Origin of the sequence: Fibrobacter sp. UBA2449, from assembly GCF_002342555.1 — a bacterium.
Lineage (GTDB): Bacteria > Fibrobacterota > Fibrobacteria > Fibrobacterales > Fibrobacteraceae > Fibrobacter.
Window position 1 is genome coordinate 1 of sequence record NZ_DDQF01000003.1, and the last position, 22,386, is coordinate 22,386.

Annotated in this window: 12 protein-coding genes and 3 tRNA genes; 10 read left to right on the forward strand and 5 right to left on the reverse strand. The window is 54.6% G+C overall.

Features of this window, described 5'->3' with window-relative positions:
• Positions 1–45 precede the first annotated feature (45 nt).
• The 3 genes from B4B27_RS00730 to B4B27_RS00740 form a co-directional block, all read right to left on the reverse strand.
• Positions 46–117: transfer RNA gene (locus B4B27_RS00730), tRNA-Thr, on the reverse strand.
• Between the two features lie 45 nt (positions 118–162).
• Positions 163–245: transfer RNA gene (locus B4B27_RS00735), tRNA-Tyr, on the reverse strand.
• A gap of 9 nt (positions 246–254) precedes the next feature.
• A tRNA-Thr gene (locus B4B27_RS00740) sits at positions 255–327 on the reverse strand.
• 320 nt (positions 328–647) lie between these two features.
• Here B4B27_RS00740 and B4B27_RS00745 point away from each other — a divergent pair.
• Positions 648–2,186, forward strand: coding sequence for a hypothetical protein (locus tag B4B27_RS00745; protein WP_206674504.1), 1,539 nt, complete (start codon positions 648–650; stop codon positions 2,184–2,186).
• Between the two features lie 108 nt (positions 2,187–2,294).
• Here the strand turns inward: B4B27_RS00745 and B4B27_RS00750 are convergent, their stop codons facing one another.
• Positions 2,295–7,406 carry an InlB B-repeat-containing protein gene (locus B4B27_RS00750; RefSeq protein ID WP_290722693.1) on the reverse strand — a complete coding sequence of 1,704 codons (5,112 nt, stop codon included), beginning with the start codon at positions 7,404–7,406 and terminating at the stop codon, positions 2,295–2,297.
• A gap of 215 nt (positions 7,407–7,621) precedes the next feature.
• On the opposite strand from B4B27_RS00750, the gene B4B27_RS00755 reads away from it, so the two are divergent.
• From B4B27_RS00755 to B4B27_RS00775, 5 genes are all read left to right on the forward strand, one after another.
• Positions 7,622–8,041 carry an acyl-CoA thioesterase gene (locus B4B27_RS00755; RefSeq protein WP_173382656.1) on the forward strand — a complete coding sequence of 140 codons (420 nt, stop codon included), beginning with the start codon at positions 7,622–7,624 and terminating at the stop codon, positions 8,039–8,041.
• 37 nt (positions 8,042–8,078) lie between these two features.
• Positions 8,079–8,495: an acyl-CoA thioesterase gene (locus B4B27_RS00760; protein WP_290722697.1), complete on the forward strand. Its 417-nt coding sequence runs from the start codon at positions 8,079–8,081 to the stop codon at positions 8,493–8,495.
• Positions 8,496–8,499: 4 nt separating this feature from the next.
• The gene (locus B4B27_RS00765; protein WP_290722699.1) at positions 8,500–9,312 is read left to right on the forward strand and encodes a hypothetical protein; all 813 of its coding nucleotides are present in this window, start codon (positions 8,500–8,502) and stop codon (positions 9,310–9,312) included.
• Between the two features lie 3 nt (positions 9,313–9,315).
• Positions 9,316–10,608: a replication-associated recombination protein A gene (locus B4B27_RS00770; protein WP_290722700.1), complete on the forward strand. Its 1,293-nt coding sequence runs from the start codon at positions 9,316–9,318 to the stop codon at positions 10,606–10,608.
• Positions 10,609–10,781: 173 nt separating this feature from the next.
• On the forward strand, positions 10,782–13,160 hold the full coding sequence (locus tag B4B27_RS00775) for a DUF4859 domain-containing protein (protein WP_290722703.1): 2,379 nt from the start codon (positions 10,782–10,784) through the stop codon (positions 13,158–13,160).
• A gap of 59 nt (positions 13,161–13,219) precedes the next feature.
• On the opposite strand, the gene B4B27_RS00780 is transcribed toward B4B27_RS00775, so the two are convergent.
• Positions 13,220–14,203, reverse strand: coding sequence for an SIR2 family protein (locus B4B27_RS00780; protein WP_290722705.1), 984 nt, complete (start codon positions 14,201–14,203; stop codon positions 13,220–13,222).
• A gap of 327 nt (positions 14,204–14,530) precedes the next feature.
• On the opposite strand from B4B27_RS00780, the gene B4B27_RS00785 reads away from it, so the two are divergent.
• From B4B27_RS00785 to B4B27_RS00800, 4 genes are read left to right on the forward strand one after another with little or no spacing between them, the layout of a single operon-like run.
• A complete protein-coding gene (locus B4B27_RS00785) occupies positions 14,531–15,322 on the forward strand; it encodes a hypothetical protein (protein WP_290722707.1) in 792 nt (263 codons plus the stop codon).
• Between the two features lie 57 nt (positions 15,323–15,379).
• The gene (locus B4B27_RS00790) at positions 15,380–15,544 is read left to right on the forward strand and encodes a hypothetical protein (RefSeq protein ID WP_290722709.1); all 165 of its coding nucleotides are present in this window, start codon (positions 15,380–15,382) and stop codon (positions 15,542–15,544) included.
• A 20-nt stretch (positions 15,545–15,564) separates the two neighbouring features.
• Positions 15,565–18,966: an exodeoxyribonuclease V subunit gamma gene (locus B4B27_RS00795; RefSeq protein WP_290722711.1), complete on the forward strand. Its 3,402-nt coding sequence runs from the start codon at positions 15,565–15,567 to the stop codon at positions 18,964–18,966.
• On the forward strand, positions 18,959–22,384 hold the full coding sequence (locus B4B27_RS00800) for a UvrD-helicase domain-containing protein (RefSeq protein ID WP_290722713.1): 3,426 nt from the start codon (positions 18,959–18,961) through the stop codon (positions 22,382–22,384). Before B4B27_RS00795 ends, B4B27_RS00800 begins: the two co-directional genes overlap by 8 nt.
• Positions 22,385–22,386: the final 2 nt, after the last annotated feature.

Below are 22,386 nucleotides of genomic sequence, written 5' to 3' on the forward strand. Positions count from 1 at the left end.
CTGTCAAAATGTTCTTTTGCCATGATTCTATCTCCATTTAGTGAGAGCCCAGATCGGGAGTCGGACCCGAGACCTCTTCCTTACCAAGGAAGTGCTCTACCACTGAGCTACCTGGGCATAAGCCCTATGGCACCATTCAGTACCATAGGGCGGTTTGTTGCGTGGGCCGTCGTGGTTTCGAACCACGGTAGGCGTAAGCCAACGGATTTACAGTCCGTCCCCTTTAACCACTCGGGCAACGACCCATATTTTCAAGCCAAAGATAGGAATCGAACCTACGACCGGCTGATTACAAATCAGCTGCTCTACCAGCTGAGCTACTTTGGCAAGTGAGCCAAATTTAATAAGTTTAGGTGCATCTTGTCAACGAAAAAAGGCGCTTTTTGAAATTTTTTTTGTTTTTTTTCGTCAAAAATGTAAACAGACCCCGCAAGAGATTGTGAATAGATTGTGAATAAGCAAAAATGTTCTCTTTTTCACCCCGGCCATACCCGCCCAAGACGCGAAATCCGCTTTCAATTCGTTGATTATCATTGACATAGCGCACACTCCCTTGTAAAAAAGCGGCCTTTACCCTAGCGATGCCAAATATCCGTAACTATATTTCCTCGCAACACAATCGTGAAACCAATCCCAAGGAGATTGAAATGAACAAGATCAAACTTTCCGCAATCGTGCTCGGCTTTGCCGCCGCTGGCGCGTTTGCCCAGGCTCCTGCCGCCGCTCCGGCTGCGGCTCCCGCAGAACAGGCTGCCGCCCCGGCTGACTCCGTGAAGGCCGCCGAAGAAGCCAAGAAGGCCGAAGAGGCCAAGGCCGCCGAAGAGGCCAAGAAGGCCGAAGAGGCCAAGGCCGCCGAAGAAGCCAAGAAGGCTGAAGAGGCCAAGGCCGCCGAAGAAGCCAAGAAGGCTGAAGAGGCCAAGGCTGCCGAAGAAGCCAAGAAGGCTGAAGAGGCCAAGGCTGCCGAAGAAGCTAAGGCCGCCGAAGAAGCCAAGGCCGAAGACTCCAAGCCGGCCGAAAATACCAACCCGGGTGAAGTCGCGAACGCTGCCGGCAATGCTTTCAGCATGCTCAAGGCCAGCATGAGCGAAGGAACTTCCGCCGCCAACATGGAAGTGAAGTTCTCCGGCGAAGTCGAATTTGACGCCTACACGGGCGACCTCATCAACGAAGACGACGTCAATCACAACTACTGGACCACCTTCGACTTCAATATCGACGTGAAGTTCAACGAGAAGTGGTCCGCACACGTGGGTGTCGAAGCTGACGGTCCCGTCGAAGCTCCGGGCATCGGCTACAACGGCGCTTTCGTGCAGTACAAGCCTGCCGACTTCTTTGCCGTGAAATTCGGTGACCTCACCTTCACGGAAGGCGCGTTCAAGGCCTACTACGGCTACGACGACCCGACCTACAACGCCGCCGGCATGGTGGAACACGATATCCGCGGTCTCCAAATCGAACTCGCCGGACTCGAACTCGGCATCGGCTTTGGCCGTAACGCAAACGACGTGTCTTGCGATGTCCTCGGCGCCTGCGCAAACGGCAAGGTCTACAACGCCCATTTGGCTTACGAATTCGACTACGCCGGTCAGCACCTGCGTCCGTTCTTCGACTACAAGAGCTACCAGACCGAAGAACACAACGAACTGCATGCCGGTATCGATGCCGGTATCAACATCGGCGGCTTCGGCTTCCGCGCTGTGTACGGCTTCCACGCCGACTTCCTGGGCGATGACGAAGATGTCGTACCGAATACCGACCTGACCTCTGTCGCCCACACCATCTTGGCTGAACCCACCTTCGACGTGGCCATGTTCCAGATCAAGACGAGCTTCTTCTTCGCCTTCATCGGCGAAAACGACGCAAACGAAATCGAAGGCCAGAACATTTCTACCTTCAACCGTCTCGCTGGCAACGACTTCGAAATCCCGGAGTACATGTTCATCTATGCTGAACCCGCCCTCAAGGTCGGTGGCTTCATGAAGTTCGGTATCCCGGTCGAATTCCACACCAATACGCTTGACACCGATGTGGATGACACCAAGACGATCGATGTTGGCGGCCGCCTCTACCTCACCCCGGTCGAACATCTCGATATCACCCTCCTGGGCATGGTTGACATTCCGGTCGGCGACAACGACAACGATGTCGGCCTGCGCTTCGGTGCAGAAACCGTGTTCAGCTTCTAATCTAGAATTAGACTCTTGACAGAAAAAGTTCCCGGCTGATGCCGGGAACTTTTTTTTCTGTAGATCTATAGACTCTTAATGGGCCACGCCTAACGGGCACGCACAAGCCTATCGCACGGAAACACGCCGGGTTGCGCGGCCAATGCGGACAAGGTAATTGCCTGCGCGGCTGACCGGAATGGAGAAATTCGACTCCCCTACCCTGCCGGAACTAAGCACGCGGCCCTGCATGTCGAACAGGGCGAAGGCCGCACCAGGACGGGCTCCGGAAACCTGGAGTTCGCGGTTCATCGCCGTCACACGGAACGAGGGTGCCATGGCGATTGCCGGGATGGCGTCCTTGCAATCCTTGCCCTTGCATTCGGAGCTACTGGATTCCGGTTCCTTGCTGGAGCTGGAACTAGATTTCTCGCTGCTCGAGGAGACGGCAGAAGAGCTGCTTTCTGCGCTGGAACTGGAACTTTCGGGATTGACCGGCGCGAAGTTCGCCGTGACCGTAGTATCGGAAACGACCGTGAGGCGGTACTGCGTGCTCACGAGGCGCACGTCGTCTTGCCAGTTGCTCAGCACGTAGCCGTTATCCGCGACGGCGACAAGTTCAGCCTCTTCGCCATACTTGTAGATTCCATTTTCCTTGAGGCCCCTCACTACGCCCCAGTTCCCGTTGTTCACCTTCACGGTCACCTTGTATTCCTTCGGTTCCCACTTGGCGTAGAAAATCTTGTCGCCCGCATCCTTACCAGAAATTTCGGTGACGACGCTGCCCTGGAAGTTGGCCGACCTGAACCAGCCCTTGAAATCGTAGCCCGTGCGCGTGGGTTCGGGGAACACAAGGCCCTCGCCGTACGTGTATGTCGTGGGAGCGTTCTCGAGCTTGCCACCGTTCAGATTGAGTACGAGGGCAAATTCGGACTTCGTCACGAGAACCGGGTATTCGTCGCCCTGCGTCCAGGCCGTACCGGTAATGCCGTTTTCGACAGCGACTCCTTCACCGTCCTTCTGTACATAGTTGTGGAGCGAATCCGCGACCGTGCCGTCCCTAAACTTTTCCATCGGGAGAATAATTCCGAGCGACGAGGTATCGAGACCTTCGACAGTCGGCGCAACGAAGTTGTTCTCGAAGACAAGATTCGTGCCGTAGGACACCGCCATCACGTAATCGATGGCGCCATACCTCTCGTTTGTCCTGGAGATTTCGCCAATGCTGTAGTTGTTAGCGACAATACCGAAAACATCGCTATAGTAGACACGCGAAATAAGGCCCGCGACATACGTGTTATTCGGGCTCGTACTGCGCACTGCACCCGTATTGTAGTTGTTCGCGATTGCAACTTCCCCACTGCCAGATATATCCGAAATGAGACCCGCCATATAGGCGGAAGGCCCGCTGATTTCACCGGCGTTGTGGTTCTGGACGAACGTGAGCTTGCCATAGGACTGACCCAGGATTCCTGCGACCAGGCCCGCATTGTTGTTGAAGATTCGGGCGACCACCTCGCCGTTGTTTTCACAATTCATGATGGTCGTTGTTCCCGAAACACCGCCTACAAAGCCTCCCGTCGAAGAATAGCCGCCTACAATTTTCGCACTGTTGACGCTATTGGTGATGCTGATTGTCCCGTACAGGTAGCCACCAAAGCCACCCGCATTGGAGTATCCCTGTATCACACCGTCCGACGTGGAATTGGTAATGGAGAGCGTACCGCTACTGTTGGCAACAAAACCGCCAACGACGTTCGAATCGGATTTCAGGAAGCCCTTGAAATGGCAGCTGTCCATCTCAAGCTTCGCTCCCGGATAGCTGACCCCTCTTGCAGTTCGCGCACCCTTGATAGATGCCACAAAGCCGGCCACTCCATTCTTCACACCGCTAAAGTAGGTATCCTCGAGGGTAACTTTCTTGATGACGACGGGCCCTTCGGCCTGCAGGGCCGGGTCGTAGTTCCCTTCGTAGATTTCATTGAAGAAGGCCATAGGCTTCTTGGGTGCGGCAACGCCGTAAAGGCCGGATATCTTGTGGCCCTGGCCGTCGAACTTGCCCGAGAACGACTCTATAATTTCCCAAGGCAGGAACTTCGCCACGTTCGCACTGTCGAGCGTGCCGTCTTCCTTGAGCACGTTCTCGTTCACCACGATATCTGCAGTAAGCTTGCCGCATATTTCGGGATGGTTCCAATACGACATGCCGTGCGACCCGTTCACGTATGCCGCAAAGCCGTAGAGTTCTGCCGCATCCGAAATCGCGTAGCAGTTGTCCGTTTCGTCAAGTTCCGGCATCTTGAGCTTGAACCAGGCCGCATAATACGTCTTGTCACCGGAATCGTCCCGGGTAATGGCCGTCACGGGCGTGCCCTTGAGTTCGGCGTTGTCGTACCAGCCCGCAAACAGGTTGCTGTCGAGCCGCACGTCGTTTGGGAGTTCAAGGCCGACACCTTCCGTATAGATAACCGCCCCGCCGGAATAGATGGTACCGCCGTTCGTCTCGTAGGTTACGCCGAAGGTCCTCTGCAGTTTTGCCCAGTATTCCTTGTCGCCCGAATCCATGTTGGTAATGGCATAAACTCTTTCGCCCTCGAATTCGGGATTGTCGTACCAGCCCATGAACGAGGCGTTTTCCATGTAGACATCCTCGGGAAGCGCCTTCGAGAAACCCGCGACGTAGCTGTCGAAATACGTGGCGTTATTGCCCTCGAAGGTATGGAATGTCACCTTGTATTCTGCCGCCTGCGAGTTCTCGAGCTTGCCCGAAAGGTTCGGGTAGGCATCTGTACCCACGTTCTGGCCCCAGACGGAGCCATTTTCGCCCTTCCGCAGGACAAGCGTCACCGTGCCGTTTTTGAACAGGCTATCGGCAGCCGGGGTGCCGGCAATTTCCCTGTAGGCCTGCGTGTTCAGGTAGTAACAGTTTTCAATGCTCACCGTCGATGCGCCTAGATTCCCGGCAATAAACGCCTTGCTTTCCCTGCTCATGAGGGATTTCGACTTCCACACGCTATAGCAGTTGGACATGTACAGCGTGGTGTTCGAAGACAGGTGAGCCAGGATACCGGCGATATTGTAACTGCGCCCCAGGATAAGGCCGCGGTTGTAGGTGTTCTCGAAATGGGCGGTACTCCTGTAGTTGATACTCCCCAGGATGCCCGCGGCGCCCTGCGCATCCGCGTAAGGCAGGAGCGTCGATTCGTTATATACGCCCGAAAACTTGGCACAGTAACCCGAGCCGTAATTTACACTGAACGGGACACCGACTACCCTGCCGGCAATCGCGCCAAAATAGTCGGCCTTGACCGCAAAGTACGAATCCACGAGCCCGAAATTCTTGAGCTCGGCGAACTTGTCCGCAGTGCCGCCGATGCCCGCGAAGAACCCGAAGCTTGCGTAATACGCGGAATCGGCATAGAACAGGCCCGAAACCACGTGCCCGTTGCCATCGAACACACCGGCGAAACTATCGATCGGGTTCCACGGGATATAATTCAGCGCGGCTTCAGCATCCTTGAGCGTGCCATCCTCTTTCAGCACGTCGCTATTCACCACGATGTCGTTCGCGAGGCCCGCACAGGCCGACCTTTCCCGGGTATAGCCGGCGGTTCCGTTCACGATGGCGGCAAAACCATAGAGTTCCGGAGCGGTCTTGATGACGTAGCAGCCCGCATCGTCCTTCGCAGGAGTTTCCATCTTGTACCAGCGGGCATAGAATACCTGCGCGCCCGTCGCATCCGGGCCCACGGCCTGCACCCTGTTCCCGCTAAAGTCCTCCTCGGCGTACCAGCCCACAAAGACGTAGCCATCGCGGGAAACCTTCTTCGGGAGTTTCGCGCCCAAGCCTTCCGTATATTTTTCGACCATGCCGGAATCCACAGTGCCGCCGTTCGTATTGAGCGTAATGGAAGCGACCGCCATGAACTTGCCCCAGACCGTAGCGTCGGTATCTGCTGCGGCGACATGCGAGAGCGTATCGCCCTTGAACTCGGGATTGCCGAACCAGCCGAGATTCTCGTAGCCCGCGCGCTCGATATCGGGAATCCTGACCGCGAAACCCTTCGGGGCCGCAATTTCAATATTCTCGCCACCGTGCGTATCGAAAGTGACCGTCCTTGCCTCGAAGGTCGCGTTCTTCACCTCGCCCGTAAGCACGGGATGGGAGTCCGTACCCACGTCCTGCCCCCAGACGGAGCCCTCGAAACCCGCATAGTCATAGGCATGCATGAGGCTTGCAACAGAGCCATCCGCGAGTTGTGCCGCCGTGACTGCCGTACCGTAATGCTCGTTGCGGCCGGGAGCGACATAGAATACGTTGTCGATCATTTCCAGGGCATAGCCCTTCTCGCCGACAATGGACTTGACATCGATGGAAGTTTCCTGTTTGTCGAGCTTGACCTCGCCCAGGTTCATCACGTTAACAAGCGCGCCTCCATAGCTCCAGTGTTCGCCCACGATACCGCCGGACGAAGAATCCGACGTGACAGTCCCCAGGTTGTAGGAGTTGACAATCCACGCCCTGTTCATGTAGTAAACGCCACCGACAATGCCGCCTGCACCGCTCCCCGCAAAGACGGAGCCCTCGTTGAAGCTGTTCCTGACAACGTAACCGCCATCACCGCCCGTAGAGCCACCAATCAGGCCCCCCGCAAAGCGCCCGCTCACGACCACGCCATCAAAAGAGACGTTGTCGAGAACCGTGGCCACATTCGAATACGCATGGCCGACAATGCCGCCCACTTCGAATTTTCCGCGGAAATAGGAGCCCTGCACACGTAGATTCTTGACGGTCACTTCGGGATAATTGAACCCTTCCCTGTTAGCGGAATTGTACGGGGCATTCGTCGAACCGATAAGGCCGACCGGAGACTGCAAGGAATCGTTAAAATAGAGGCCCGTGATGGAATGCCCCTGCCCGTCGATACTCCCGGTAAACGCGATAAGCGGCGTCCAGGTCGCAAAATTTGCCGTATCCGCCACGTTGAGGTTCCCTTCCGCGTCGAGGACGTTCTCGTTCACCACGATATCCTTCGTGAGCTTGCCGCAGGCGAGCGAATCCTTCACAAAGCCGTCGGTTCCGTTCGCGATGGCGGCAAAACCGTAGAGTTCGGCCGCGCTCGAAATCTGGTAGCAACCATCCTTCAGTTCGGGCGTCTTGGGGGTGACTGTCACCGCCCCCGCAAAGACGCTAGAAAGCGCAAACGATGCGCAAAAAAGAAATCCCTGTGTCCTGGACATCTTTGTAACTCCTGATTATAGTTTCCTAACATACAAACTGCTTTTTTATTGCTGTTTTGTGAAGACGCAAGCGTGCTTTCGCGTTGTCAAGCGTTACAATGCGAATTTGGGCGAAAAACGGGAAAAAAGGACTAAATAGGGTTTCGAGATATGCGGCTGCCATGTAAAAATTGGTTGACAGGTGTAGCGGTGCGTCCAATAACTATATTTTGCCCATGCTAGTAAAAGGATTGAGTTATACGAGCCATATCGAGGTCCGCTACGCCGAAACCGACGCCATGGGAGTCGTGCACCACGGATCCTACCCTATCTGGTTCGAACAGGCGCGCATCGATTTTTTCAAGTCCATCGGAGCCCCCTACACGGCCATCGAAAAAGAGGGATTCCAGAGTCCGGTACTCGAATTGGTTGTCCGCTACAGGCAACCCTGCAAGTTCGGCGACACCGTAGACATCGAAACGACCATTTACAAGGTAAACACGCTGAAATGGAAATTCCAGTACAGGCTGTTCGTTGGCGAGACGCTCTGCGCCACGGCATCCACCCTGCATGCCTTCACCAAAGGCGGAGTCCCGACCATGGAAAAGCCCGAATGCTTCAAGAAGGTAGAAGGCAAGCTTTTCCCGGATAAATAGGCCGGACTTCGCAAAAATTTGTTTGTATATTTAGTTTATGGAAACTTGCACCTTCAAACACACCGCCCGCGTCGAAGTGCGCTACGCGGAAACAGACCAAATGGGAATCGTCCACCACTCCGTTTACGCCGTGTGGTTCGAGCAGGCACGTACCGAATACTTCCGCGAGGCGGGCGCGAGCTACGCCGACATGGAGGCCGAGGGGTTCTCGAGCCCGGTGCTCGAACTGAACGTGCAGTTCAAGGCGCCCACGCACTACGGCGAATTCGTGGATATCGAGACCACCATGATTCGCGTAGACAAGCTGCGCATCCGATTCGAGTACAGGGCGAGCGTGAACGGCAAGCTGTGCACCACGGGCCACACGCTCCACTGCATGCTCAAGAACGGGCGCCCCACACGCGAACTGCCCGCAAGTTTTGCCAAGTTTGAATTCGTTAGCGAGGAGAAATAGATACATGGAAAACCAAGAAGAGACCGTCCAGATTCACATCAAGTCACTGGACAAGACCGTAGACTTCCCTGTAAGGAGTTCCAGCCCGTGCAAGAAATGCAAGGGCACCGGAATAAAGGACAAGAAGGCTTGCCCGATATGTTGCGGTTCCGGCAGCATCAAGATGCTCGACTGCATCCGCTGCAACGGCACGAAGCAGATTGAAAATGGCCTCAAGTGCAATATCTGCAAGGGCGAAGGGACTATCTCCGAAGCAAAGACAAACGAGTTCCTCCAGGCCCGCCAGTTCTGCGAAGAATTCCAGAAGAAACCGGCAAAGACAATCCTGATTTGCCTCGCATGCCTCATCGTGCTTGGCGCGTGCTCCTACTTTATTTCGAGTTACCTGTTCGTAGACCTCCGCATGATTCAGTCATGGAATGTCTACATCCCGCTTTTGCTGGGACTCGGCGCCGGATTCTACGTACTGGTGACCCTCCACAAGATGCACGTGGGGTCGTACCTGCCCGCACCCAAGAAGTTCATGATTTCTGCCGCAGTTGTCGCCCTCGGTATTGCGGCAATCGCCATTCCGGGCCCCGTTGCCGGGCGCTACCACTGGATGGAAAGCGAAGCGAAGGAAATCATCAGCGACGCCCTTGCAGAAGACAAACTTTCTTGCCAGAGCGTCAAGGTATCCAGCCACGACGGCAACGACTATCACGGAATCGCGACGATTTCTGATGGCGATGTAATCAAGATAATCATCCACTACAAGAAAGTCGAAGAAACGAGCCGCGAAATCGGCTACTCCATCGAAGTGGAACCCGTGGAATAAGATATGGACCAGCCGCTCGCCGAAAGACTACGTCCGCAGAACCTGGACGAATTCCTTGGCCAGAACAAGATTCTGGGCGAGCAGAGCCTTTTGCGAAAAAGTCTCGAGAACGACAATGTGCCGAGCATGATTTTCTGGGGCCCGCCCGGCTGCGGAAAGACGAGCCTCGCCCACGTGATTCGGCAACATACCAAAAAGCGCTTCGTCGCCCTTTCGGCAGTCGCGAGCGGCGTGAAGGAAGTGAAGGAAGTCCTCGCCGACGCGCGCACGATGAAGAACGCGTTCATGGACACGATTCTCTTCATCGACGAAATCCACCGCTTTAACAAGGGCCAGCAAGATGCGCTGCTGGGTGCCGTCGAGGACGGCACGGTGACGCTCATAGGCGCCACCACCGAGAACCCCGGGTTCGAGGTCAACAGCGCCCTCCTGAGCCGCTGCCAGCTGATACTGTTTGCACCCCTCAGCAAGGAAGACCTGCGCACGCTGATTTTCAGCGCACTGCGCGACCACCCGCGGGGCCTGCAGCTCAAGGACGTGGAAGTCGAAGAGGCGGTTATAGACAAACTAATCGCACAGTCCGACGGCGACGCACGCTTTTTGCTGAACCAGATTGAATGGATTGGCAAGAACCTCGGCGATCGCAAAATCATCGACGAGAAACTGCTGGAAGAATTCCAGTACAAGAAGCCCCTGCGCTACGACAAGAGCGGCGAGGAGCACTACAACCTGATTTCGGCGCTCCACAAGTCGGTGCGCGGATCTGACCCGGATGCGGCCCTCTACTGGCTGCACCGCATGCTGCAGGGTGGCGAAGACCCGCGGTTCATACTGCGCAGGCTGATGCGCATGAGCATGGAAGACATCGGGCTTGCAGACCCGAACGCACTCTTGCTCGCGACCGCCGCCCGAGAGGCATACGACTTCATGGGCATACCCGAGGGCCTCATCGCGCTCGACGAACTTGCGGTGTACCTCTCGCTTGCGCCCAAGAGCAACAGCCTGGAACTTGCCGGAATGAAGGCAGACTCCATCGTGAAGCAAACCGGGACACTGCCCGTACCGCGCGCATTCCGCAATTCGGTGACGAAGGTCGGCGAAAAGCTGGGCTACGGCGTAGACTACCAGTACGACCACGACAGCCCGGGCGCATACTCCGCGCAGGAGCATTTGCCCAAGCAACTCGAAGGCACCGAGATTTACCAGCCCAAGCCCTACGGCAAGGAAAAGGCTCTGGGCGAGCGGCTCGCGCAGCTGAAGCAGATAAAAAGAGAAAAGAAACAGGCCGAGAAATAAATAATTTTTACACAAAAATACGCTAAAATACAACATTTAAACATATTTTAGTGCATTCATAGAATTACTTTTACACACTTTCAACACGGAAACAGCACGCCGGGAGGGGCAAAACCTAGGATTTCCGGGCGCAAAAACCTATTTCTAGCATAGCATCAAAACTGGAGTGTGTTATGCAGAAAAAGTGTATGGGATGGATAGCCGCGGCAGCGCTCGCGGCAGGGATGGGGGCAACGGCCTCCGCAGCGGAAGGGGACGCCTACACATGGCCCGCCTACCGCTCTGACCTCGATTACGACACCAAGTCGAACCTGGGCGAAATCAAACCGCCCACCAAGTTCAACAACAACTGCTCGGGCGTGACCGGCAAGAAGGCCGGCAAGTGGTGGGCCTTCTACTGGGGCAAGGATCGCGACAGCCGCATTACCGACGTGACTATCGACAGCATCCTCAAGAAATACGATACCGACTTCGAGTACCTCTATAACGAGATGGGCTGGGCCCCTGACGCACAGGCACAGGACGGCCAGTACAGCGCCGTGTACTACTACGGCTCGGGCACGTGCGCGGGCGGCGCAAAGACCGACACCACCGGCGGATGGCAGACATGGGTCGCGGGCTACACGGCCGTCGCGGCATCGTTCTACCCGCTGTACAGTTTCAACACGAGCTGCCCCTACCGCGATCGCGTGGCACAGATGGACGCGATGATCCACGAGGGCATCCACTCGATGACGAACGGCTACCCCGGCGCCAAGGAGGCGCACTGGTTCCAGGAAGCGGGCAACACGTGGATCCAGCAGGACATGTTCAGCCACCGCGAAGGCGTCTATAGCGGCATGGGATTCCTGAACGCGGCGACGGTGATCGCGCCCTTCATGCCCATCGAATGCTACTCGGGCTGGCTCATCGACGGCACCTTCGGCGGCCCCGGCGCCCAGGGCGTCACCGGCAAGAACCAGCGCTACCTTCTGGGCGGCGCGCAGTACAGCAACATATTCCCCACGTTCATGGGCACATGGCTCGGCACGGGGTCCGTGCGCTGGGTGTACGGGCACGCCTACGGTAAGACTACCTACCTGCTCGAAACCTACGGGCTCGACATCGGCCTCGGCGACGAGGGCGTGCGCAGGCTCATCACGGAATTCCGCGCAAGGCTCGCCATGCTCGACATGAAAAAATGGTCGAACGAAATCAAGAACCTGCTGAACCAGAATTTCGGGAGCGATACCTACTGGGAACAGGACATGTGGGACAACAACAGGAAAAGCTACACCTGGAAAATGACTCCGTACCAGAGCGTCACCACGAGCAACGGCGACTGGGTGCCGAACCAGGACTTGACTCCGGGATGGTCGGGCTCGAACGTAATCCCGCTCAAGCTCAAGGACGGCGCGACGCAGATCAGCATGACGCTCTACCCGAACGGCTCGCATTCCACGAACGACAACATGCGACTGGTGCTCGCCTACCGCGCCACGGACGGCACGCCGGTGTACAGCGAACCCGTGAAGGGCAACGAAACCGCAATCCTCAAGATAGCGAAGACCCCGAGCACCACGGGCGGAAGCAAGATGGCCTTCGCCATCGTGGTGAATACCGACTACAACTACTCGAAAAATCCCGATATGCGCACCTACCACTACGATTACCGCCTCAAGCCCGAGGAAGGAATCAACGGCGCAGGCGACGCGAATACGAAATACTACAACGACTTCAAGCTCGACTACAAGTGGCCCGAAATCGGCGACGCGCCCGTTGCATCGAGCAGTTCCGTTACTCCGACGTCCTCCAGTAGCTCCGTTACGCCGACATCGAGCAGTTCGAGCATCGTAGCACCGGCGACGGTCGCAGCGACATACGAAATCAAGGTAACCCTCCCCATCGACGACAACTACGCTCCGGTCACCGCCACCTTCGACGTCGCCGAAGTCGCAGACAAGCTCGGGCTCACCGCGGCAAGCCTCTCGAAGGCGACCTTCTTCGCGCAGGAACCCAGCGGGAACAAGGTAACCGAATCTACCGCGAACGCTCCCGGCCACTGGTTCGGCATGGCGGGCAACGTGGTGGAATGGGGCGAAAACGCCTATGTATTCAGCGAAGCGGATATTGCGAAGGGAACCCTCTCCATCGGGCACTACCCGAACCGCGTGAATAACGGCGATACATACAAGTTCACGCAGGGACTCGAGTACAACGGGAAAACGGTCCTCTTCAAGGTGACAGTCACCCTCACGAACGAGCAGGGCAGCGGAGCCGGCGAATCGACCACAGCACTGATGTACGGCCTCAAGGGAATCGCGACGCACATGGAACTCTCCCTTGCCCGCAGGAACCTCAGCGTGCGCTACTCGCTCCCGAACCGCGACAACGTGAAGATAAGCCTGTTTACCGGATTCGGCGCGCTAATCGACCAGAAGGTGACGGGAATCCAGAACGCAGGCGGGCACGTGCATACCTTCGACATGAGCGAGATGCCCGCGGGCACCTACATCGTGAAGGTATCGACCGGCAGCTACCACGAGGCGCGTCCGATAAACATTACCAAATAACCGGCTTTTCATTCCGATCCAACATGGATAAGGGAAGGCAACCGCCCTCCCTTATCTTTTTATACCCAGCGTTCCAAAAAATCCTTCGCGTCGCGGCTCACGACCAGGCTACCCAGCAGGCGTTGCAAGCGTCCAAGCACTGGGGAATTTTCCGGCTCGAAAACCACCACCTTCTTGAAGCGTTCGCGATGCCGCAGCAAAAATTCCAGGTTGTTCATGTCCGTCTTCGGGAAACCGTAACCCAAGAAGTATATCTCCTGCGCATTCTTGAGGTAATAATCCGCCTTGCTCCAGAGCAGGTTGAAAAGGCTCCCGCGCAAGAAGGATTCCTTCGCGTGCGCCATCGGGATGTAGATGGGCGTGTCTTCGCGGTAGATGGGGAAACTGCGGTCGCAGGGTTCCACCTGGCACACGTTCTTGAGGTCAAGCGGGTCGGAGGCTCCCTTTACCGGGTACCAGTTGAGCGAACCGTGTAGCTTGATGAGGTCGACCGTGAGCGTCCGCGGGGCACGAACCGCACTCCGGTCCGCAGGGTCAATGCGCACGCCGTAATCCACCGCCACGCGCGAACTCATCTCCGGGTCGGCAGCAATCACGTCCTCGACAAGCGTATCGTAGTTGAACGTGAGCAACAGCGTATCGCGCACGCCCTCGCCCGGGCAGTTCTCGCACCCCCCAAGGAACTTGCGGAGCACCGCGGCCGATTCCGCATCCACACCCTTGTCGTGCCGGATTTCGCTCGCAATAAACCGCAAAAGCTCGAACCGCAGGCTAGAATGGTACAGGCTCTCCCGCACCCCCGGGAAAATCTGCGCCGAAAGAATCGAAGTCGAAAGCCGCTCGATGTCCAGGTAATCCGGCTGGCCGTTACACAGTTCCAGGAACCGCGTGCAGTACTCGCGCAGGTGCGGGAACTCGTCCGGGATGCCGAAGGGAATGCGCTCGTTCAGGTCGCGGAGCGTGGGCATCTGCGGGCAGAAAGACTTGCTGAAGCCGGAGCCCAGCACAAAAATGCGGCGGTATGTACCCGATGTAGTATCCATGGTCTAGCGCTCCTTTAATCATTCTTAATGCAACGAACAGGATCCAAGGCTTTTTTATCCATATAATCACCAAAATTGAGTGCAGAAGACTTGTTAAATATAACAGGATAGGCGGAAGTTTTTCTAGAGCTGCGTTCAGTCGACTGCCAAAACGCCGCAAGTTTGGTTCTGTCAGAAACGCTACTTATGGTGTCATAGGGAAGTTCCGGATCGCATGGATTTTGTATATTGCACTCTAGATTTATGCATGTATTCACATTTATGCATAAATTGTAGTAAAAACGCCAACTATAGAACAAACATAACGCCATCGACAGGAGCTCAATTATGGCAACAATACATATCGACGACACGAAACCCTTCCCGTACATCCCGGCGGAGCCGAACAACAAGCGCGAAACTTTCGCGGATTTCTGCAAACGGCAGGCGTCTGGACTAAAACTAATCAGCGACGAAATTGAACAAGAAAACAGGGAGCAGGAGGAATTGCACAAATTCCAGGAAAGGAGCGTTGAGCGCAAGAAGAAACTGCTGTTCGACAACCTCGATCTCATCATGCGCCACAAGGACGAAATTCTTGCGACACCGCGCTACGCCAACATAGACGCCCACTACGCCATCAAGGGTGGCGGGCTATACGTAGGCCCCTTGCAAACTTCAAGGACATTCAACATCGCAGGCAGCATCGTCAGGGTCGGCTTCAGGCTCGCGACACTCCTGCGCATCTGGGAAACCGATCAGTTCAAGGTGGAATGCGAGTGCGGCGGCACAGCTGTCATCCGCTCGTTTACGGGATCGCCCCTTTCGGGAGGTTCGCAGGCGACGGCGATTTGCCCCAGTTGCAAAAAAGAAACCCGCGTCGCAAACCGCAGTTTTGGCCAGTATTTCTGGTATTTGCAGGCAAGCCTTTCCGAAGACGTCGAGGCCGTCGCGAGGGATTTTATCGCCAAATGGACGCTCGCCGAAACAGAACACGAAAAGAAGGTCGCCGAGGGGATATACAGAGACCCCAGACCAGGCGACGATCTCCACGGCGACGGCAAGCCATGCAATCTCGAAACCATGATCAACGAGCTGAAAATTAAGGAATATGACGAATCCGTGCATTCACGAACGTAAATGACAGTATTTGTCACAACTATTGATTAGATTTAATAAGCAGAAAAGGAGCAAACTATGACACTCGAAGAAAAAGTAAAGGAACTGTATAACAAACTGAAGCCCAAGTGCGAAGCAGAAGGCCTGAATCACTTTTGGGAAGTCCACAAGGCATTAAGGCGATTCCGCAAAGAACATCCCGATCTGGACGAGCAGTGGTCCAGAGAAGCCGAAGGGCTGTAACTTATAACTATATTCTTACTATGCTGCACCTGAAATTCGCACTGAACCTGGAAAATCTGGCCGACGAGATGATCGACGCTCTCGGCAAGTGTTGGACGGACCCTTTCGATTCGCCCATCGTGATTTTCCCGGACCCGAAAATCGAGCAGTGGTTCAGGCTGCGCTATATTGCCAAGTGTGGCGTCCTCGCGAATTTGGAAATTATCACGCTCGATAAATTCCTGTTCAGGTATTTGACGCAGGGGGATTCCTCCAAGCAGAAGCTGACGGCGGATATCCTATGCAACGTGCTAATCGCTTACTTGAACGAGACCTATTCCGCAAAGTCTAAATCGATTCCGAAAGAAATCAAGAAGTACCTCTATAAAAAGTCCGGCGAAAATTTTTCTGGCGAAATAGACGAATCCAAGTTGTTTGATTTTGCACGCACGCTGGCGGGGCTCTTCTTGGAATACGAAACGAGCCGCCCGGGCGGTTTTATTTCGCCCTTGCAGAACAAGCATCACGAAGGCCTGCTTGCCTACTGGAAAGAGGGCGAGTTGCGGGACTTCTTCTCGGACAAGGGCCGTGTATTGCCCAAGGAAAAATGGCAGCGCGATGTGTATGCGCAGCTGTTCCACAATGCAGGCGGCAAGTCCCTGCTGACTCGCGTGTTCGAGGCGACGCACAAGCGCACGGGCAGCGATACGGAATACCTCACGATTCCCTACCTGTTTTCGCAGCAGAAAGATTCGTCGCAATGGAAAAAGCCGGTCTTCATTTTCAGTCTTTCGGGCATGGGACAGTTCTACCGCGTAATCTTGCAGAGGTTTGCGCAGGAACACGATATTTTCGCTTTCATTCAGAATCCGTGTATGGAATTCTGGGAAGATGTAGGCAACCGCGCCGTGACGCGCTGGAGCAAGAAAGACGAACCGTCGCGAATTGCGCTCCCGGCCGTTCAGGATTCCGCTACCGAAGAGGGGCTTGCCCAAAACGAGAACTTGCTCCTTAAAAATTGGGGCCGCACCGGCCGCGAAAACATTCGCCTGTGGTGTTTGGCGTCGGACTATACTTTTGATTTTGTCGGTTACGAATACGCTCCGAATTCGTTGCTGCATCAGGTGCAGTACCTGGTTTCGCACCGCCTGAACCGTTTTGACGATTCCGAAGCGGCGTCAGAATCCATTTCGCCTGAGTTCGACCGTTCGCTGACTCTTACCGCAGCACCGTCATCGCTGCGCGAAGTCGAGAATTTGCATACGCAGGTGTGCCTGCTTTTAAAGCAGGGCGTGCGCCTGGACGAGATGGTAGTGATTGCGCCCGAGCTGGATGCGTACCGCACACCGATTGAGCAGGTCTTCAATGCGGCCCCGCGCGACAGCGAGTTTTACATTCCCTACGCGATTACGGACTACCCGGAAAAGGATTCCCTGATTGGCAAGGCCATCGCGAATCTTCTGGACATTCACCAGCAACGTTCAATTTCGAGGCCGGCATTCTTTGACCTTGTCAAGAATCCGGTGGTCCAGTCTACGCTGCAGATTACCGACAGCGACGTGGCTGCCTGGGAAAAGTGGGTGGTAAACATGAACGTTTACCGCCATACCGTCGAGGGCTCCGAAGATGACTGGAGCCGTTGCATAAACCAGATGCTTTTTTCGCAGGTGACCGACGCTCCGTTTGCCTCGGCCCACGAGCGTTACTTGCCCTACGAAGATATCGAATCTTCAGACGACGGGCTCACCATGAAGTTTATCGCCTGCATCGACGAACTGAACCGCTGGATCCGTTTTGCGCCGGAGGGCATCGAGCCCCACCAGCCGAATTCCCTTGCGGCGCTGAAATCGCATTTGGCGCATTGGGTGGCGTTGAACGCCAAGGAAGACCGCTTCGCTGTCGAAAAGAAGATTTGGCAGAGGGTGCAAGACGCAATCGACCTGATGGAATTCCAATTCGATGCGGGTGCGGCCTGGATTTCTTGGAAAATCGCGGGGCAGATGCTTTCGAGCGCCTGCCAGGATTCCCACACCGGAAACACGCGGCTTTTCAGCGGTGGCCTCACCTTTATGCGCTTCGCTGTCAACAGGGTTGTCCCGGCAAGGCATATCTTTTTCCTCGGCGCAAACGCAAGCGTATTCCCGGGACAAAAGAAAGCGAACACCATGGATTTGCGCACCCAGACAACGCGCTGGCCGGGTGACGACACTCCGGTCGACAAGAACTGCTATACCTTCCTGTGTCAACTGATGAGCGCCGCCGACGGATTCCACATCAGTTACATCAACAGGAACCTGAAAAAAGACGAAGAACTTTTCCCGTCTTCGGTGATTCGGGATTTGCAATTCTTTATTGCCGAAAGCGCTTGCCCGAACAGTGCTGTTTTTAGGGAACGCAAGATTCCGCTGGACGAAACCCGGCCGGACGAAGAACTGTTTACGCTCCGCTCCATCCGCAACAAGTTGAACCGTATTCTGGAAACCCGCACCGAAAATACAAGCGAAAACGAGCCGGAAGAAGTTCAGGTTGCCTTGCCCGATACGGTGAATACCCGCGACTTCAAGCGGTTCTTCGATGATCCGTTCCAGTTCCAGCTGGCGCGAAAGGTGACGTTGCCGTCGGTAGAAAATGACCCCGAAAAGGAACTTTTCGAACCAGTGTCCTTGAACAATCTCGACCGCTCTATTTTGCTCAAGGATTTTGTGCAGTCCGTCATGGATGCCGAACGCATCAAGGATTCCAAGACAGAAGAGGAATGGATTTTAAAGAAGAAAATTCCGCGTGGAGTTTTTGGCGACGTCGCCCTTGACGACATCAACAAGGAATCGGAAGATATTTACAACCTGGTTTCTGAAAGCGTTGGCTGCAGGAACGCGAAATACCAGGAACAGCTGGAAGTTTCTTTGTCGGAAGGCGCACACAGCTGGACATTGCGCAGCAAGCTTGACTGGCACAATGAACTTGCAAATGGAACGCATGTGCTATTCAGCGTCAAGTCCGGCGATATTTCCAATACAGATTTTACCAAGCTGTTTTTGGACGCCCTGCTGATTGCAGCAGCAAACTCGAACGATGCTGACGGAATCCCTTTTGAATTGAGGGTGTTCTCGAGCAAGAACAAAGTTGCCGAAAAGAAATTCTCGATAGACCGTCGCGGCGCCATGCAGCGCCTGAAAATCATATACCACCGCTGCTATGTCGAAAATTACCGCAAGTGCGTGCCCGCGAAAATGTACACCGAAGGCGACATGCAGACATTCTCCAATTACCGCCTGAAACTGGCGGGCAAATATGGCCCGTGGTCATATTTTGACGGAAAGAATCTATTCGACCCCGAAAAGTTCTCCGGATTTTCGCACGAGGATTTTTCGAAGGACTGGGAAATCGCCGTGATGGAACAAACCCGCTTGCTGGACCCGATTTGGAGGGATGACGATGAATAATGTTTTCGACATAGAATCGTTTACCGGCAACGAGAACCTTTTTGTCGCGGCCTCCGCAGGCACGGGCAAGACTTACACGATTCAGCAAGTGGTGGGCAAGCTGGTGGCTCAGGGAATGAACCTGAACCAGATTCTGATTGTGACCTATACCGAGAAAGCCGCCGGCGAACTCAAGGACCGCATCCGCAAAAAAATCGAAGAAGAATTCAAGAAGGATAGCGGGAACATTTACTTGCAGCAGGCCCTGCACGATGTTCAGGGCGCACCCATCGGCACCATCCATTCGTTCTGCCAGAAGGTGACGCAGGAATTCGCCTACGAAGCCGATGTGCCCTTGAAGCAGGAACTGATTGACGAAAGCGCCGTAGAAGAACTGATTCAAAAATCGATACGCGACGTGTGGGCGCACGAAGAACTTTTCAAGTGCTTTGTGAAATACAACGGCGACTTGGATAGTTTTACGGAATTGCTGAAGGGCGCCATCGCAAGCTATATTCCCGAAACGGTCCGCTTTGCAGGAAACATGGAACTTCGCCTCGGCACAAAAGACATTGACTTCGACGATGTCGGCTGCATGGCCGAAGCGGAAGACTTTACGCACTTGAGGGAAATCCCCTGTGTAGATGCCGCCTGCGATATCCTCAAGATTCACCAGGACGAACTCATTTCAAAATCCAAGACGGCAGGCAACTTGCTTAAGGCAGTGTCGTCGTGGACAAAGGGCTTCGCCCTATATAACGGCGCGTCGTTCAAGTTCAATGTCTTGAATGATGGCTCGGAACTGGATTCGGCCCTCGGCGTCATCAAGGATTTGAAGGCTTTGCTCGACGAAAAATCGGGCGGTATCGAAACGCTGCTTTTGCACAAGTGCCTTTACGAATACACGCCCAAGCTTTTTGATGCTTGGCAACTCCACAAGAATACAAGCAAGATTCAGTCCTTCAACGACATGATTCGAAACGTCTACAAGGCAGTCCTTGATGACGATTCTCCGCTGGTAGATTCGTTGCGGCAAAAATACCTGTTCGCCATCATCGACGAATTCCAGGACACGAACCTGTTGCAATGGGAAATTTTCAAGCGCGTGTTCTTTGATGCCGACGATGGACTCCACCATATTCTGGTGGTAGGCGATCCGAAGCAATCTATCTATAGTTTCCAGGGCGCAAACGTCAAGGTTTACGAAAATGCCGTTGACCAGATCGCAAACGGCAAGGTGCTTTCGACAAACTGGCGCTCTTCCAAGGCGATGATTGAAGCCTGCAACGAACTTTTCCCGCCATTCGGGTTTGAATTCGAACCGTCGAAGAGCCCTATCGAAGCTAAAAAAGATGCGACCTACAAGGGAAAAGTCATCAAGCCGTTCCTTGTAAGCAAACCGAATGTAGATCCGAAAGATTACGCTGAAATCGTGGTCAACAACATTGTAGACCTATGCTCTTTCAAAGGCGGCAAGACAAACCTCCAGATTCCGGACAAGGGAACGGGTGAACTTCGCAACGTCAAGTTTTCGGATTTTGCCGTCTTGGCGAGAACCCGTAACGAACTTGACAATATCGAATACGGCATGAAAAAGGCCGGCATCCCGTTCTTGCGGTACATGGACGCGAACTTGTTCCGGAGTCGTGAATGCGCCGAATGGACAGCGCTTTTCAGGGCCATCGACGCCGAAGATTATTCCGACAGGAACCGCAGCCTGCTTTACGCGGCGCTCATGACGGACTTTTTCGGCAAGGACATGGACTACATCAATGCGTTCAAGCCCGACGAAGACGGCGCGCAGTTTATTACCATCTTTTCGCGGTGGCATGCGTTGGCAGAACAGCGCCGCTGGGCCGAACTGCAGGAATCCATTTACAGCGATTCGAGCAATCTTGTGTCGCTCAACGCTCCGGATCAGCTCCAGAGCCTGAACAAGATTCGCCAAGTGGGCGATTACGCCATCGAATACCTCTATACGGCAAACGCCTCGCTCGAAGAACTGATTCGGCATTTGGACGGCCTCGCTATCGGTAGCGAAGACGCTCTCGAAAATTCAAACATCGTGGCGAAAGGCACCGACCTCGACGTGGTGCAGACCATGACCATTCACGCCTCCAAGGGCCTTGAATTTCCGGTGGTGATTTCGGTCGCGAGCGAGCGCGGGCATGTAGGATCTTCGGGGCCATACGTTTTCAACAATCCATCGGGCGACCTTTCCCGCGTAATGACTTTTGAAAAAGGCGGAAAAGAAATTTGCCAGCATGAAACCGAAGAAGAATGGCGCAGGCTTTTCTATGTCGCATTCACCAGGGCCTCGTACTTGATGATTTTGCCTTGGTTCCCGAAATTCAAGCCTGACAAGAACGGAAAAATGCGCGCCCGCTGCAAGGCGATGGACTGGTACGTAGACATTCTTGAGGGCTTTTGCAAAAAAGCCGAGAACGCCAAGTTCTTCGATTTTGTCGAAGACAAAAAGTTTAAGGACCGAAAGGAATCCGTACGCACAATTTTGAAGCTGATGCAGAAAGATTCCGAAACGGTTTCGGCGGCAAGCGTCGAATCGGCCGCACAAACGCTCAAGTCGCTTGATGTGTGGCGCAAGTTCCCGCATTCTACCTCGTACTCGCAAATTGCTCACGGTACGCAGGAGCAAGAAACGGACGAAGGCCGCCTGCAAAAAGACGAAGTCGACAGCACGAAGGCAAAAACGGAAAACGAAGCGCCAACGGCCGAAGATAAATACCCACGCGGCGCCGAACTCGGTAACGCTATCCACAAAATTTTTGAATTGGTGGACTTCGAAGAAGTCGGCAAGCTCGCGCTCGCAGAGGCCCTCGAATTCAAGCCGTTGCAGGAACTGGTTCGCAAGTCCTTCATTGACGAGAATCTGGATATCGAGCATCACCCGCATTGGCTCGCAAGAACAGTCGAGATGGTTTGGCATACCCTGAACGGCAAACTGGAAACAATCGAGGGCGCGCAAAAGACGGGCGAATCGTTTACCCTGAACGAAGTCTCGTTTGCAAACCGCCGCAGCGAACTTCCGTTCCACATGGCGCTCGATGGCGTAAAGGGGACGGAACTTCTGGACCGTTACTGCAAGGGCTTTATAGACCTTCTGTTTGTCCGCGATGGCCGCTACTGCATTCTCGACTGGAAATCCGACGTGTTGGGCGATTACGAGAACGAATCGATGAAAGAACACATGGTGTTCAGGCATTACGACGTGCAGCAGATTCTCTATTCTTACGTGCTGATTCGCTGGCTCAAAGGCTTCTACCGGGATTTGACGGAACAGCAGATTTTCGAGAAGTATTTCGGCGGCATCTATTACGTATTCTTCAGGGGCTGTAGTGAAGGTGAAACCTCCGGCATCATGTCGAGCACCTTCGCCTCTTACGAAGAACTGAATAAACTTTACAGCGGGATTATCTAGCC